The 16,889-nt window shown below is 35.8% G+C and carries 7 protein-coding genes and 1 pseudogene; 5 read left to right on the forward strand and 3 right to left on the reverse strand.

Annotated features, from left to right (window positions below):
• Window positions 1–2,162: pseudogene (locus H593_RS21220) on the reverse strand (hypothetical protein); the annotation flags it as partial.
• 77 nt (window positions 2,163–2,239) lie between these two features.
• On the opposite strand from H593_RS21220, the gene pbpC reads away from it, so the two are divergent.
• Both pbpC and H593_RS0107530 read left to right on the forward strand, forming a co-directional pair.
• The gene (gene pbpC, locus H593_RS0107525; RefSeq protein ID WP_028871886.1) at window positions 2,240–4,591 is read left to right on the forward strand and encodes a penicillin-binding protein 1C; all 2,352 of its coding nucleotides are present in this window, start codon (window positions 2,240–2,242) and stop codon (window positions 4,589–4,591) included.
• Between the two features lie 51 nt (window positions 4,592–4,642).
• Window positions 4,643–5,080, forward strand: a complete 438-nt coding sequence (locus tag H593_RS0107530; protein WP_028871887.1) for a hypothetical protein — start codon at window positions 4,643–4,645, stop codon at window positions 5,078–5,080.
• Window positions 5,081–5,146: 66 nt separating this feature from the next.
• Here the strand turns inward: H593_RS0107530 and H593_RS0107535 are convergent, their stop codons facing one another.
• Window positions 5,147–6,214 carry an endonuclease/exonuclease/phosphatase family protein gene (locus H593_RS0107535; RefSeq protein WP_028871888.1) on the reverse strand — a complete coding sequence of 356 codons (1,068 nt, stop codon included), beginning with the start codon at window positions 6,212–6,214 and terminating at the stop codon, window positions 5,147–5,149.
• Window positions 6,215–6,351: 137 nt separating this feature from the next.
• On the opposite strand from H593_RS0107535, the gene H593_RS0107540 reads away from it, so the two are divergent.
• The 3 genes from H593_RS0107540 to H593_RS0107550 all read left to right on the forward strand — a co-directional run bounded on the left by H593_RS0107540 (window position 6,352) and on the right by H593_RS0107550 (window position 11,121).
• Complete coding sequence (locus H593_RS0107540) at window positions 6,352–9,201, forward strand: TonB-dependent receptor (protein ID WP_028871889.1); 2,850 nt, start codon at window positions 6,352–6,354, stop codon at window positions 9,199–9,201.
• Window positions 9,202–9,258: 57 nt separating this feature from the next.
• A complete protein-coding gene (locus H593_RS0107545; protein WP_157588801.1) occupies window positions 9,259–10,674 on the forward strand; it encodes a DUF5689 domain-containing protein in 1,416 nt (471 codons plus the stop codon).
• A gap of 66 nt (window positions 10,675–10,740) precedes the next feature.
• Entirely contained in the window at window positions 10,741–11,121 is a 381-nt protein-coding gene (locus tag H593_RS0107550; protein WP_037051755.1) for a hypothetical protein, read from the forward strand.
• An 82-nt stretch (window positions 11,122–11,203) separates the two neighbouring features.
• Here the strand turns inward: H593_RS0107550 and H593_RS19955 are convergent, their stop codons facing one another.
• On the reverse strand, window positions 11,204–16,816 hold the full coding sequence (locus tag H593_RS19955) for a choice-of-anchor L domain-containing protein (RefSeq protein WP_051229656.1): 5,613 nt from the start codon (window positions 16,814–16,816) through the stop codon (window positions 11,204–11,206).
• Window positions 16,817–16,889: the final 73 nt, after the last annotated feature.

Raw genomic sequence — 16,889 nt, forward strand, 5'->3', positions numbered from 1 at the left:
AATTGCGCAAAACCATCTGCCAATAAATCATCACAGACCTCCAATGGCGTTGGTGATGCCCCTAATTGTGGTGTTGGATTAACCTCTAGTATTAATTCTACAATCGTTGCGCAGTTAGTCGCTATCGTTGAGCTTTCTACACGCACATAAATCGTTTGTTGGTCTTCTACAATATTATTGTATGGACTCGCTAATGGGTTCACATTGTTATTTGCATCTGCCATAGTCTCATGGTAACTTACCGTTAAACTGGGATCGCCTCCTGTAATTTCATTATCCATACTCCCTAAATCAAATACCCCAAAACCATCACTGTCTGGATCACAATCTTCTAATGGTGGTGGCGGGTTGGCTACTACTGGTTCTGTTCCTGAGATCTCCCAAGTACAGGCGATATCATTAAAAGTTGTTGATTCCCAACATTCAAGGCCAGTTGGCTCTAATGGTTGTGTTCCTGTCACATCCCAAATACACGTTGTGTTATTAAAAGTGGTGGTTTCATAACACTCTAATGTTGGTTGACTTGGTTGTGTTCCTGTGATATCCCAACTGCAGATTGTTGTATTAAAACTAGTTGTTTCCCAACATTCAAGCCCTGTCGGTTGGGCTGGCTGAGTACCTGTAACTTCCCATAAACAGGTTGCAGTATTAAATGTTGCTGTTTCCCAACATTCTAGTCCTGAAGGTTGAGTTGGCTGAGTACCTGTAACTTCCCATAAACAGGTTGCAGTATTAAATGTTGCTGTTTCCCAACATTCTATTGTTGGTTGACTTGGTTGTATTCCTGTGATATCCCAACTGCAGGTTGTTGCATTAAAACTTGTTATCTCCCAACACTCAAGTCCTGAAGGTTGAGTTGGCTGAGTACCTGTAACTTCCCATAAACAGGTTGCAGTATTAAATGTTGCTGTTTCCCAACATTCTATTGTTGGTTGACTTGGTTGTGTTCCTGTGATATCCCAACTGCAGGTTGCAGTATTAAATGTTGCTGTTTCCCAACATTCTATTGTTGGTTGACTTGGTTGTGTTCCTGTGATATCCCAACTGCAGGTTGTTGTATTAAAACTTGTTATCTCCCAACACTCAAGTCCTGAAGGTTGAGTTGGCTGAGTACCTGTGATTTCCCAATCGCACGTGACATCATTAATCGTTGCTATTTCCCAACATTCTATAGCAGGTTGAGTTGGTGCTTGAGTAATAATAATTTCAAAAACATTTGAAAACGTATTACAATCGTTATTATTCAAATTAGAAGCAAATTCTGCTACTTTAGCTCTGTAATAAATTGTTGTTGTAACACCCGAAACAGCTAAATTCTCGTTTGTTTCACCTGGGAGATCCGACCAAGAAACAGTATCAAAACTTTCTTGCCATTGATAGAAGTGACTGCTAAATACTACGTTATCTGGCGTCGCTGTTAATATTGTATCGTATGGTGTAGAACTACTGCATAACGCAACAGAATCAAAAGAGTCCGTATTTAGTACTTCAATAAAATCACCGCAACTTTTGAAAGTAATATCATCTATGGCTAAATCATTACCGCATCCTCCGGCTCCATTATTAATCATTTTTAATATGACAGATGTTTGACTTGTAATCGTTTGAAATACTAATGCGAATTGTTGCCAATTAGGGGTAAATGTGCTACCTATATTTCCAGTATCTCCGGAGGCTAATAAATTAGTATCTGTATTATCCCAAATTTCAAATTTCACATTCACCGGTATTGCTCCAGCTCCACAAAACCCTGCAGCTGGTGTTAGATTTAATATCCAAGATGAGAATTCGTAAGACGTATTTTCACATAAACCATTGATAGTTGTTCTATAAAACTCTCCTGCTGCCGCTGCTGAATTAACAACAAGCATTCTGCCATTGGTATCATCTGGTGTATGGTCCTGAACGCTAAACCAATCAAAGTAATTCGTATTACTACTTACAGTGTATCTTCCATCAAGTGGTTCTCCACCATTAGCGTATGTATATGTAGTCGTTCCTGCTGGTAAAGGTGAATCTGAAAGACCAGTACCAAAATTTTCAACAAAAATTTGATCACCAGAATTTCCTTGACAAAATTCTAATTGAGCATAAATATTTTCCGAAGAGAAAAAAATGCTGAAAATTATAATAACTTTAAGATAAATTAAGTGTTTATTCACGTTTTATAACTATTGTAAAATGCTTAAATTAAGTATATTTATTGTAAATATTTTTAATAAACACTCTTGTATAGTTCATGTATAGTTTTTTCCAATTAATAAAGCGACATAAAAAGAAATCTGTAGTGTTTGCTCTACTATTAATTGTGTATTACTTCTGCTTACCAAGTGATTTATTTAAGGATCCTACAGCAACCGTAATTACGAGTCAAAAGAATGAACTTTTGGGAGCACAAATTGCATCTGACGGACAATGGCGTTTCCCTCACAATGATAGTCTTCCCGATAAATTTAAAATCTGTATAGTACAATTTGAAGACGCGTATTTCTATGAACACCCTGGTTTTAATCCCATCTCCATTTTTAAAGCACTTAAAGATAATGTGAGTTCTGGAGAAGTAAAACGTGGCGGAAGCACCATAACTCAGCAAGTCATTAGACTATCTCGAAAAGGACAAGCTAGAACCTATCTAGAAAAAGCAAAAGAAATCATTTTAGCAACGCGATTAGAATTTAGAGATTCTAAAGAAGATATTCTAGCTTATTATAGCAGTAACGCTCCATTTGGAGGCAATGTTGTTGGCCTAGATGCTGCATCTTGGCGTTATTTTAATAGAGATGCGCACCAACTCTCTTGGGCAGAAAGCGCAACATTAGCCGTTTTACCAAACGCACCAAGTTTAATTTATCCAGGCAAGAATCAAAAACGTCTTTTACAAAAACGTAATCGATTACTAAAAAAGCTCCTTGAAAATGAGATCATAGATTCATTAACGTACAATTTATCAATCGCTGAAAGTTTGCCTGAAAAACCATATGCATTACCAGAAATCGCTCCTCATTTACTTCAAAAAGTAGCGACCACTAATCGTGGAGAACGGACGCAAACAACTATTGACAGTAAACTCCAAGAACGTGCCAATTACATTGTAAAAAACCAATACAACGTCTTCAAACAAAATGAAATCTATAATGCATCAGTTTTAGTTTTAGACGTTCACACTAGAAAAGTTCTCGCATACGTGGGAAATACACCAACAGATAGAGCACATCAAAAAGATGTGGATATTATTGATAAGCCACGAAGTACTGGCAGTATTTTAAAACCCTTCTTGTATGCTGCTATGCTTGATGCTGGAGATTTATTACCCAACACGCTAGTGACTGATATCCCGAGTCAGTTCGGGAGTTATAATCCTGAGAATTTCAATAAAGAATATGATGGTGTTGTGCCTGCAAGTAGAGCTTTATCTCGCTCTTTAAATGTACCTGCGGTACGTATGCTTCAGAGTTTTGGACTAGATCGCTTTCATCAATATCTAAAACAACTACAACTCAAAGATTTAAAATATAATGCCAATCATTATGGGTTATCACTGATACTTGGGGGAGCAGAGAGTAACCTCTGGGATTTATGTAAAAGTTATGCATCATTATCTTCAACCTTAAATCATTTTTCTGAAACGTCTAGCGCGTATTATAGCAATGAGTTTGTCGAACCTACTTTTTTTGCTTCGGAAACGATAAACTTTGGAGAAAAGTCTACAGAAAAAACACTTTTTGATGCTGCATCCATCTACCTCACATATGAAAGTATGAAAAAAGTGAATCGCCCCCAAGGTGACGAAAGCTGGGAGTTTTTTGACGACTCTAAACAAATTGCTTGGAAAACAGGAACTAGTTTTGGATTTAGAGATGCTTGGGCCATTGGCACAACAAAAGATTATGTGGTTGGTGTTTGGGTTGGAAATGCAGATGGTGAAGGTCGTCCAGGATTAGTTGGAGTACAAACTGCAGCTCCAATTCTATTTGATGTATTTGATATTTTGCCTAATAGCGATTGGTTCGCTAAACCTTATGATGAAATGCGAGAGGTTACGATTTGTTCTAAAAGCGGTCATCGTGCATCAACAAATTGTGATATTACCGAACAAAATTATGTCCAAAATAGCGGATTGAAAACGGAGCCATGTCCATACCATATTTTAACTCATGTTGATGCAACAGAAACATATCAAGTTAATTCCTCGTGTGAAAATTTAAGCAATATCAAACATAAATCTTGGTTTGTATTACCGCCTTTAAAAGCACATTATTATAAGACTAAAAACCCATTTTATAAACCGCTTCCTAAACTGCGTTTAGATTGTATGGGAGAAAATCAGGTGACCATGGATTTTATTTATCCCAAGAAAAACAATGCGCTTTTTCTTCCTAAGGATTTCGATGGTAAAACCAATGAGCTCATTCTAAAAATTACCCATTCTAAACCAGAATCTAGTGTGTATTGGTATGTAGACAAAACCTATGTAGGCACTACCAAAGACATTCACGAATTAGCTATTTTACCGAAGAAAGGAAAACACACAATAACCGTTGTAGACGATTTTGGTAATGAAGTGAAACGGTTGATTTCAATTTCAGAATAAAATATCGTTTAAATTATTACCTTTGCGTTCATAATTTTAAAACCACCAACGATGTACAATGTTGTTAAAATGATTCACTCTTATTGGGCTTATCTCGTATTTATTATGCTAGTTATAGCCACAATTAATGCATTGATAAAGTTTTTTAGAAAAAAAGAATTTCATGCCGTAGATTTTAGAATTTCTCTATTTACATTAATTGTATCACATATTCAATTACTTATAGGAATCGTGCTTTTCTTTGCGTCCAATTATCTATCAACCATTAACGATATGGGAATGGGTGAGGTTATGAAAAATAAAGCTTTACGCTCAAACATTATTGAGCATCCAATTGCTATGATTCTTGCTGTTGTATTAATCACAATGGGTTACTCTAAGCATAAGAAAAAATTAACGTCTAACTCAAAATTCAAAATGTTAGCTATTTTTTATACACTAGCATTGATATTAGTCTTGGCTAAAATTCCATGGAATGTTTGGTTCTAAGACTTGTTAACATAAGAAAATGCGCTATTAAATTAATAGCGCATTTTCTTGTTCTTAAACTTATGATTACTCCTTAACTTCTTTAATTAAGTAAACATAGACAGGGAAGTGATCACTAAAACCTCCAGTAAAGCCACTAGAGAAACTTCTAAATGGGTAGCCTTTATAACGACCTCTTTTATTTGTCAAATATTGTTTATTATAAATACCTGCTTTGTAAAATCTAAATGACGTATAATCATCTTTTTTTATCAACTCTTTAGTGAACATGATTTGATCAAACAAACTCCAAGCATCTCTATAGGCTGTTGTCCCATAACCGCTCTTTTTAAACATATCCTCGTAAGGATTATATATATCCTTCAAATCAACATCTTCTTTATCACTTTTTGCATTTAAAACATCCTTTACACTTTCATTAGTTGGATCATCATTTAAATCTCCCATAATAAAAATCTTTGCATAAGGATCTTTAACCTGTAAAGAATCTTTGATGTGTTTACTTACTTTTGCAGCAGCAACACGTTTTGGTCTACTCCTTGCTTCGCCTCCACTTCTCGACGGCCAATGGTTAACTATGACATGAATAAGATCACCATCCAACTCACCAGTTACTAATAATTGATCTCTTGTTTGTGTGCGCTTTCTTGTTTTATCGTCATAAATTTTAACCTCATAAGACCCGTGACTTATTGGTTTAAAAAGGTCTTTTTGATACAATAAAGCAACATCAATTCCTCTGGCATCTGGAGAATCATAATGAATAATCCCATAATCTTTAGCCAATAAAAGAGGATCGTTAACAAGATCCACTAATACTTGCCTGTTTTCTACTTCACAGACACCAATAATAGCAGGTGTGTTACCTGTTACATCTGCACCAATATCTGCAATAACACGCGCCATATTCTTTACTTTTTTAACATAAATCGCCTCTCTATCTGCCTTGATTTCCATTATTGGACTTTTCTCATCAAACTTAGTGGTGTCATTAATAGTATCAAATAAATTTTCTAAATTATAGAAGGCTACCGTGTGAATTTTGAATCGTTTTTCTTGTTTCTCACCCTGGGAAAAACCAGTAAATGTGATTAGAAAACAAATTAATATTAATGAAAAATATTTTAGTCTCATAGTAAGGTATTATATTATCGTTTTGATGCGAGCAAAACTTGAGCCAAAAGTATGTATTTATTATAAAAAATGTAAATTTGTACGCTTTAAATAACTATTATTTAATGCGCAACCAAATTATTAACTAAAGATTAGGCATGAAAAAAAGTTTTTTAATTTTATTATTTGGGGTGTTCTCCGTGCTCACATCATTTGCACAGGATACTATCATAAAAGGTAGCGTGCTTGATGGGACTACTGGTGAACCAATTCCTGATGTTACTGTTACCATTGAAGAAACTGCCCAGGTTGTGCGAACAGATGCCAATGGTGAGTTTCAATTCCCTGGTATTATCCCTTTGGGAGAACAGGTTTTAAAAATTGAGAAAATAGATTACGAAACCAAGCGTTATCCTATCGTTGTCAACGAAGGTAAAACTGTAGACATTAGTGGTATGACACTAGACTATGATTCAAGTGACAAAAAAGATTTATTCATTATTTCAATTTCTGATGATAATTTAAATAGCGAAGATGACGGTCTTACAGATAACATCTCTGGCCTACTGCAAGCCTCTAGAGACGTGTTCTTAAATGCAGCTGCTTTTGATTTTAGCGCAACATTTTTTAGACCTAGAGGTTTAGATAATGCGAACGGTAAGATTCTTATCAATGGTATTGAAATGAACAAACAATTTAGTGGTCGACCACAATGGGGAAATTGGGGTGGACTAAATGATATTCAACGAAACCAAGAATTTACTATGGGTATGTCTGCAAACGACTACACCTTCGGTGATTTGGCAGGATCAAATAACATTATAATGAGAGCCTCTAAATACAGAAAAGGAGGAAGAATTTCTTTCGCATCTGCTAATAGAAGTTATACAGGACGCGTTATGGCAAGTTATAATTCCGGAATACTTGAAGGTGGCTGGTCTTATTCTATTTTAGCATCTCGTCGTTATGGAGATGAAGGCTTTGTAGATGGTACATTATATGACTCTAATTCTTTCTTTGCAGCTGTTGAAAAAAAGATTAACGAAAAACACAGTATTAACTTTACCAGCATTTATGCTCAAAATAGAAGAGGACGTTCTACAGCAATCACTCAAGAAGTATTTAATTTAAAGGGGAATACATACAATCCACTTTGGGGAGAACAAGATGGTGAAATTAGAAACTCTAGAGTTAGAGAAATTAATGAACCAATTTTAATGTTAAACCACTTTTGGGACATCTCATCAAAAATTAAACTTAATACCAATGTCGCCTATCAATTTGGTACAATTGGAAACACTAGAGTAGATAATGGTGGAACACGACTAGTCGATTTTAATGGGCAAAACTCATACATTGGTGGTGCAAGGAATCCAGATCCAGCATATTATCAAAATCTACCTAGCTATCACTTACGTTTTCCCAACTTAAGTCCTTACAACTATCAACAAGCTTATTTGGCAGAACAAGATTTTAGAAATGATGGTCAATTTGATTGGAACGCCTTGTATCTTGGAAATGACATTGCAAGAAATCAAGGTGGAAACTCTATTTATGCTATTCAAGAAGATAGAAATGATGATTCTCAATTTAGTATTAATACCATATTAGACACTGACCTATCCGATCGTATTAGATTAAACGCAAACCTAAGCTACCGAAATCTTAAAAGTGAAAACTTTGCAGAGCTAAAAGATCTTTTAGGCGGTACCGGATTTTTAGACGTTGATTTCTTTGCTGAGGAAACCGTAGGAGGAACCCCTGTGTCATTAGAAGATTTAGCGCAAAGTGATACAAACAACCCAAATAGAATTGTACAAGAAGGCGATCGTTATAAATATAATTATGACATAAATGCAGATGTCATTAGCGCATTTGCTCAAGCGCAGTTTAAATATAATAAAGTAGATTTCTATATTGGTGCTAATTTTTCACAAACATCGTATCAAAGAAATGGACTTTACGAAAATGGAAACTTCCTAAACAATTCATTTGGAAAAGGTGAAAAACTTGATTTTTCAAATTATGGTGTTAAAGCAGGAGCAACTTACAAGGTAACAGGACGTCATTTAATAGACGTGAATACAAGTTATTTTACGAAAGCGCCAACAATACGAAACTCATATAGCAACGCGAGACAAAATAACAACACTGTTACTGGTCTTGAAAGCGAAAGTGCACAAGCCATAGATCTAAGTTACATTTATAGAAGCCCAATTGTAAAAGCAAGACTAACCGCTTTCTATTCTGGATTTGAAAACGGTACAGATGTAGGTTTTTATTTTACTGAAGATTTAGCAGGATTAGGAATTGATAATGGTGACGCCTTTGTACAAGAAGTCACCACTAATATTGGAAGACGTAATATTGGAGCAGAATTAGGAATTGAAGCTCAAATAACACCTACTATTAAATTAAAAGGAGCTGCTTCTTTTGGTCAATACACCTTTTCAAACAATCCAAACTTATATTTAACTAGTGATAACTTTGATGGAGAAGTTCGTTTTGGAGATGGAACAACTAATTTAAAAGACTTACATGTTGCTGGAGGTCCAGAGCGCGCATACCAAATAGGATTTGAATATCGTGATCCAGATTATTGGTGGGTTGGAGCAACTTCAAACTTTTTCTCAAATGCTTATGTAGATGCGAGTGGCTTAAGACGATCTGCTAATTTTACAACAGATTATGACGGTCAACCCATCGTAGGTTATGATGATGATATCGCAAGAGGCTTATTAAAGCAGGAGCAATTTGATGATTATATGTTAGTAAATATTATAGGTGGTAAATCGTGGAGAATTGACGGGTACTATTTAGGATTTTTCGCAACCATAAATAATGTATTTAATGAATCTTTTAGAACAGGAGGATTTGAGCAATCAAGGTTAGGAACTTATGATCGTGTTTTAGAAGATACTTCTCGACCTAATGGAGAAGTTTTTGGTTCTCGTTATTTCTTCGGAAATGGGACAACTTACTACTTAAACGTATATGTTAGATTTTAAAAAAGAAAAAACAACGTCCTTATCACTAAGGAAAAGAAAAGAAATAAGATGAAAACAATGAATTTAAACAAAATTTTACTACTTCTTATAAGTTTAGTAGTATTCAGTGCCTGCGTGCAAGACGATGACTTTAAAACACCAAATGTAACCATAGTAGAACCAACATTAGATGGTCCTGTAGTAACTATGAGTTCAGTAGCTGGACAAGTAGCACAATCTGGAGGATTACACCTCTTTGATTTTGATGGTGCAAGTAATTACATGGAAGGCTATGTAATCTCCACAGATGAAGGTGGAAATTGGTTTGAGGAACTAATTATTCAAGATAAATTAGAAAACCCAACTGTAGGTATCAAAATTCTACTTGATGTAAATCCATTATTTACAAAATATGATATAGGTAGAAAAATATATGTAAGACTTCAAGGTTTGAGTGTTGGCGATATTGATGGTGTACTGACAATGGGTATCATCTCAAACATAGGTAATGCGGAAAAAATTCCTGCTTTTTCAGAAGAAGAAACTATTAAAAGATCTTCAGAATCTGGAACAGTAGTGCCACTAACTCTTACATTCAACGAATTTTCAAATGACAAAACCAACTTATTTGTTAAGTTAGAGGATGTACAGTTTAATAGAGATGAGGTTTTAGGAGCTGATCCTAAAACATTCGCTTCAGAAATGTCTGATAGTTTTGATGGTGAACGTTTGTTAGAAAGTTGCACTACAGAAGGTAGTGTTATTTTTAGCACGAGTACTTTTGCCGATTTTAAATCTTTAAATTTACCTACAACACGTGTATCTATGAATGTGATTTTATCAAAAAACTTCTTTGGTGATGCATTTAATGTCGTAGTTAACTCTCCAGAAGACATTACGTTTTCAAGTTCTGAAAGGTGTGATCCAATTGAATTAGAATGTGGACTAGCAGCAACAACTGGAACCAATAATTTATTTGAGGATGATTTTGAAGGACAATCTACAAACTCATTAATTTCTGGGAACGGTTGGACAAATTTCATCGAAGCAGGATCTGAAGGTTGGGAAGCATTTACCGCTGGAGGAACAAATGCTTCGCAAGGAGTCTCTGCTAGGGTTGGATCGTTTAATTCTGGTGATGTAAGTACTATTGCTTGGTTAATTACACCACAAATTGATTTAGATACAAATGCAGGAGCAACATTAAACTTTGAAACCTCTAGTAGTTTCTCAGATGGTAGTGAAATGGAGATTGTATTCTCAAATGACTGGGATGGCACTGAAGCTGGAGTAACATCTGCAACTTGGGGACTTGTTTCAGACGCTTATGTAACTCAAGACAGTGATTTCTTTGGAGATTGGTTTGAATCTGGTAATGTAGACTTATCGTGTGGCTCAGGTCAAATATATATCGCTTTCAAATATATTGGTAGTGGTCAATCTGATTTTGACGGAACTTACGAATTAGACTTTGTGAGTATAGACGCTCAGTAAACTAAAAAATATAATTAGAAAGCCACATCTTCTAGATGTGGCTTTTCTTTTACAATACAATCAACTATGAATATTTTCGACACACTCTTCTTTAATGTTTTTCAACATTACAAACCTACACATAAGAAAAAGGCAAATACAATAGCATTATATTACATTACCTCTTTACAATGTTCGTTACTGTTATTATCTGGTCTATTTGTATCCGCATTTTTAAATGAAATGAATTCTAGAACCATGTCTTCTGGGAATGCTTGGGCATTATTTATTATGGCTAGTATATTCTTGATGTTCAAAAACTGGATTCAGTACAGCGGAAAGAAAAGAAAGGTTTTAAATGCAAAATTAAACAGTAAGCAAAAACCCGAATCTTATAATATCTGGTTGCTATGGTCTTTATTATTTGCTAGTATTTTACTATCCATTATTATATTAATTGCATTATAAAAAAGCGCAACATAGTAAACATAAAAAACCTCTAACGAATTCACGTTAGAGGTTTTTAGTAATCTAAAATTTTGGTTGATTATTAGTTTTCTCTTTGAATATAAACCCAGCCTGTTTCACTTTCTTTATCCTCAAATTCTACGGAGTAGAAATAGGTGCCAACAGGTAATTCATCTCCTTTATCTGATTGTCCAAACCATTCATCAACATAATTGTTTTTTTGATAAACAGATGAACCATATCTATTGAAGATTTCTAATCTCGTCACTCTAAAGTTACTTAAATCGAAACTGTCATTTAATCCATCTCCATTTGGAGAAATCCCTTGCGGAATGAAACAGCTTTCTAGTTGAATAACTTCTTGTGATTGAGAGGACGTACAACCCGTATCATTAAAAGAAATTTCAATCGTATAAATACCTCCTTCTAATACAGGAAGTGTTAAACCATTTTCTCCTGTAATTAGTTCTGGCGTTGCACTCGCATCAAAAGCATAAAACCAACTAATTGATACTTGAGTCGTATCATAGTTTACCGGCGTAGCCTCTAAGATAATTGGCACTGTTGCCCCAGGACAAACTTCATAATCAAAGTCCTCTGTAAACGTTGTTTCTGGTTTAGTACCTAGTACTAAATTAAAACTATTCGTTACAAAACAATCTATATAGTCAATAGATTCTAATCTAACATATATCGTTTCTCCTGAGCTGTCGTATAGTGACATCAATGGACTTATTCCTAAATCTGCATCTGCCTGTGTCGCATAATACGTTACTATAAATTGTGAAGCATCTAAACCATCAAGGACTAATACATCATGAGCCTCTAAATCAAACTCTCCCACTCCATCATTATCATTATCACATCCAATAATCTCAACACTTGCTGCTGCAAATGATGGTTGGGAAGTTAGTAGACTAAATGTTGTAGTATTGAAACAACCGGTCACATTATTCTCTACTCTTGCATAGATTATCTGAGGATCGGATACATTAGAATAAGTTAATGCTAGTGGATTGGCATCGTTGTTAGCGTCGTCTTCTGTTTCATGATATGTTAATGTAAAATCAACTGGACTTTGTCCAGCTAAAACTTCATCATTATTAACGTTTAAGTCAAAAATAGCAAACCCCGTTGTTGAGCATTCTACAATATCAGCAGGCATGTTTGCAATTGGTAATTGTAAAAACTCTATAATAATTTCATCCTCTATAATACAAGACGGTGAAAATATAATTTGGGTTGTATACGTACCATCTTCGGTAACAAGTAACGTATTAGTAGTTTCTCCAGGAATTTGGAAACCATCTTTGAACCATACATGAGCCACAGATGGTGCTTGTGTTTCCAAAATAATCTCCTCTCCAATACAAACTGCAGTTCCAGCATCAACTGTGATGTCTACTCCTAATTCAACCTCACCAATATCAAAACTTCCAGCTTTTAAGAATACCCCAGAATCTAATGCGGTATCACTTGCATCTGCGATCACTAATTTGATACTATATGTTGAACCTATATTTACTGGAGCAGATGCTGTAAACACTGTCGTTCTGCCATCAAAAGAAATTGGCGGTAAGTTTGGAGGTATATATCCACCGAAAAACTCTTCGTTTATTGCAGGACATCCAGGATTTTCTGGATGAATATTAGTCACTAAAATTGGTGTAGTCGTTCCTGGAAGTACCGCTAGATTAGTTGTAACCCCAAACTCATCAGTTAATAAAAAAGCAAAGGCATCTGAGAATGTACATTCAAAAGTACCTCCTGTGGATCCATTATATTCTTCCGAAGCCATTAAGAAATCAAAACTAATTTCATCAGTTAAAGGCACGAAGTCAAACTCTATTATAGACGCATTATTAGAATTAATTCCAACTGCAGCATCTAATTCAAGATCTCCAGCCCACGCAAAACCACCATCACTCATTGCATTAAAGTTAGGACCTCCAGCTAGTGCTGCATTCCCTGATGTTAGCAGAATCCCCTCTTCAAACGGGAAACTTCCTTCATCTGAAGAAAAGTAGCCTATACCATTGACATCTCCAAAATCTGATCCAGTAGATGATGTGATATTAGTAATTTGAGCACATGGACTATTTATTAAAATATCGGTTACTAACTCCTCAACTGTATAAGTTGTTTGATCGACCGATACATTTCCAGAACCCGGTCTTATGCATAAGTCAAAAGTGTAATCTACACCTTCACTACCCGCAGAAAACACTCTTACAAAGTAAGTGTTACCAACCGTTAATGATGTCGTAAGACTTGCGTCAGCATCAGAACAATACAATTCTATAGGCGTATCACAAGCTCCTTCATAAAGGGCGTGATCTAAATTCTGAAAGAATCCTCCACCATCTATATTAGTTAATTGAATAATTTGAAATTCATTTAGTGCAGTAAATTCAAACCAAACGTCATCATCTGGATCACCTCCACACGTTCCATCTACAATTCCAGAATCTGTAGCTTCCAATAACGTTCCTGATGTAAAAACATCACAACTATCATCTGCATTAACTACAGCGACAGTTGCATTACACGGATTATCATTAACTGGAGGACAGGCTTCTAATCGAATAGCAGAACTGTTAATGACGCAGTTAACATCTTGATTATTGCTTAAAGTAATTACAACATCAGTAGCAAAAGGAAATGGTCCAACTTGGTACACCCCTATTGCTGTTGCAGATATCGTATTTGCATCCATATTATTAGAAATAGTAAGCGATGTAGCATCTCCTAGTGATGTTACATTTACATCTACTAAAAACTGATCTCCATTGGCACAATCATCAATAATTTGATAAGTAGCAGCAGGATTAATACAAGTTGCACAAGCAACAGTAAAGTCTATACCGTCAGTAAATGAACCAGAGTCACAACTCACAGAACCATCTGAGAGCACTTGAATTGTAATTGTATCGGTAATAGATTGGAAGGTTAGACCAGAAATATCTCCGTTATCTCCTTCATCATTATATAATACTGTACCATCACCATCTGTTATCAATAAGAAATCGAAGGGAGCTCCTTCTATTTCACCTTGATTAATAGTTAAATTAAGTAATGACCCATCAGAACTTGTGTATGTTAAAATTATAGAATCGTTATTTTCATAACACAAGAATCCGGTTACTGGACCTGAACCACAATCTACCGTAAAATCAGATTCAATTGTCGTCGTAAATTCACCAGGACCGACCCACGTACTAAATCCATTAGCATCACAGTTTGCTCTTACCCAAACCTCATAATCTGTACTAAACTCTAAACCAGTAACTGCTACTGATGTTGTCGTTGTCACCGTACCAGATCCTGTTGGAGGACCTGTTCCCGCTGGAATCACTATATATTCCCAACTTGTTTCACCCGCTCCTGCATTCCATGTAACGTCTACAGTGGTTCCAGAAACATTTGATACTAATAACCCTGTTGGTTCTAAACAATCTGGTATAGCACGTACTCTAAAATTATCAACAAAAACATCATTATCTGCTGTATCATCAACAGTCCCTTCAGAACCTAAAATACCAAATTGTACTATTTGTCCAGCATATGCTGTTAGGTCAAAGACTACTTGTGTTCCTGTCGCTGGCACAGCACTAGTATTATCAAACGTTACTAAATTTACCCATGTAGCTCCATTATCAGTACTTATTAATAACTGTACTGTATCATCAGACCCTAAAGTTCCTGCAGTAGTACTACTACCAAATTGCATAATCCCAAAGTCAAAATCTACCTGAAATGGTCCACCTGTTAAATCAAATTGTGGAGATAAAATCCAATCACTTTTTGCTGCTTGCCATAAGTTAATTTTATATGCGCCATTAAAACCGTTATTTAAAAATCCGTCTGGATTCCAATCACCTGCACCTAAACCAGCAGGACCAGTTGTTGCGTCACCATTTCCTGCCTCATCCCAACAATCTGGAATAATAGTAGTAAAGTCTTCTAAATAATCTGGAATAAATATGTCACAACCCGTCTGAAAATTAATTGGGCCGACCCAACTACTTAATCCACTTGCCACACAATCTGACCGTACCCAAACTTCATAATTTGTTACAGGAGTCAAAGTCGTTGCTGTATAAGGGTTGTCTTGTGTTGCAGTTCCTGGACCTGCCGGTAAACCAGTTCCAACTGGTTGTACAGCAATTTCCCAATCCATCTCTGCTCCACCTGCTGTCCAGCTTATGTCTGCCGTAAAAGCAGTAATGCTATCGACAGCTAATCCAGTTGGCTCTGGACAGGTTGGAATTGCTCGTACTCTAAAGTTATCGACAAAAACATCATTATCCTCTGCGTCGTCAACCGTGCCCTCAGATCCTAGTATACCAAATTGTACTATTTGTCCAGCATATGCTGTTAGCTCAAACACTACTTGTGTTCCTGTCGCGGGTAAAGCACTAGTATTATCAAACGTTACTAAATTCACCCATGTAGCTCCATTATCAGTACTTATTAATAACTGTACTGTATCATCAGACCCTAAAGTTCCTGCTGTAGTACTGCTACCAAATTGCATAATCCCAAAGTCAAAATCTAACTGAAATGGTACACCTGTTAAATCAAATTGTGGAGATAAAATCCAATCACTTTTTGCTGCTTGCCATAAGTTAATTTTATACGCACCATTAAAACCGTTATTTAAAAATCCGTCTGGATTCCAATCACCTGCACCTAAACCAGTAGGACCAGTTGTTGCGTCACCATTTCCTGCTTCATCCCAACAATCTGGAATAATAGTTTCAAAATTTTCAACATATTCTGGTGTAAACACAGAACATCCTGATTGAAAATTAACAGGACCTGACCAAGAACTAAATCCATCAGCATCACAATCAGATCTCAAATAAACTTCATATTCTGTGACTGGTGTGAGACCATTAGCAGTATATGGATTGTTATTTGTTGCTGTCCCTGTACCCGTTGGTAGTCCTATTCCTATAGGTTGTACTAAAATTTCCCAATCCATTTCAGACCCTCCAGCTATCCATGAAATATCTACAGTAGTTGCAGTTATATTATCGACAGAAATCCCAAAAGGTTCTGGGCAATTGACGTCAAAAATTGATATTGTATCAAAAGCAAAACCTTCATCTTGAACAGAACCGTCAGAACCAAAAGCAACTCTAAGAACGACATTTGATTCTCCTCCAAGTCCTGTAAGTGCGTGACGTGCAACAACCCAGCCTGCGGAACTTGTAGTCCCACGACCAGACCAACCTTCTTGTTGACCTCCTGGGTTACCATTAATAGAGTTGTCATTATACCAATTATTAGGATCACCAAAAGCTCCAACATTTTGCCAACTGGCACCATCATCTATGGAGGATTGTAAAACCATTCCATCCCAACTAAATTCTGAATTCCACCATATACTCATTTGTATAGACGGTGCATTTAAAACAGATAAATCAAAAAGCGGACTTGTTACAAGGCCACCGTCATTGGCGTTGTAGTTACCCGTTAAATTAGTCACCCATGCATTAGTACCTGAATCGGCGCTATTAATTAATGTAGCAGCTGGTGCTCCAAGAGCCCAACTTCCTCCATCAGTGTTATCTACTATCCAACCTCCATCTCCAGATTCAAAATCTTCAGAATATGGATATGATGTAATTTGAGCATCTACCAACGAACAGGTAAAAATAAATGCCATTATTAAAATAATTTTTTTCATTTGAGCGGTTGTTATATTAAATTCTTCTCGTGTTTATTTAAGTTTTTGTTGAAAAACCTTTGGATATAATCAA

The organism is Psychroserpens burtonensis DSM 12212 (assembly GCF_000425305.1).
Classification (GTDB): domain Bacteria; phylum Bacteroidota; class Bacteroidia; order Flavobacteriales; family Flavobacteriaceae; genus Psychroserpens; species Psychroserpens burtonensis.

Bases quoted from the DNA above. Each gene is read 5' to 3' on its own strand.
- pbpC (WP_028871886.1), top strand. From the start codon at position 2,240: ATGTATAGTTTTTTCCAATTAATAAAGCGACATAAAAAGAAATCTGTA.
- H593_RS0107530 (WP_028871887.1), top strand. From the start codon at position 4,643: ATGTACAATGTTGTTAAAATGATTCACTCTTATTGGGCTTATCTCGTA.
- H593_RS0107535 (WP_028871888.1), bottom strand. From the start codon at position 6,214: ATGAGACTAAAATATTTTTCATTAATATTAATTTGTTTTCTAATCACA.
- H593_RS0107540 (WP_028871889.1), top strand. From the start codon at position 6,352: ATGAAAAAAAGTTTTTTAATTTTATTATTTGGGGTGTTCTCCGTGCTC.
- H593_RS0107545 (WP_157588801.1), top strand. From the start codon at position 9,259: ATGAATTTAAACAAAATTTTACTACTTCTTATAAGTTTAGTAGTATTC.
- H593_RS0107550 (WP_037051755.1), top strand. From the start codon at position 10,741: ATGAATATTTTCGACACACTCTTCTTTAATGTTTTTCAACATTACAAA.
- H593_RS19955 (WP_051229656.1), bottom strand. From the start codon at position 16,816: ATGAAAAAAATTATTTTAATAATGGCATTTATTTTTACCTGTTCGTTG.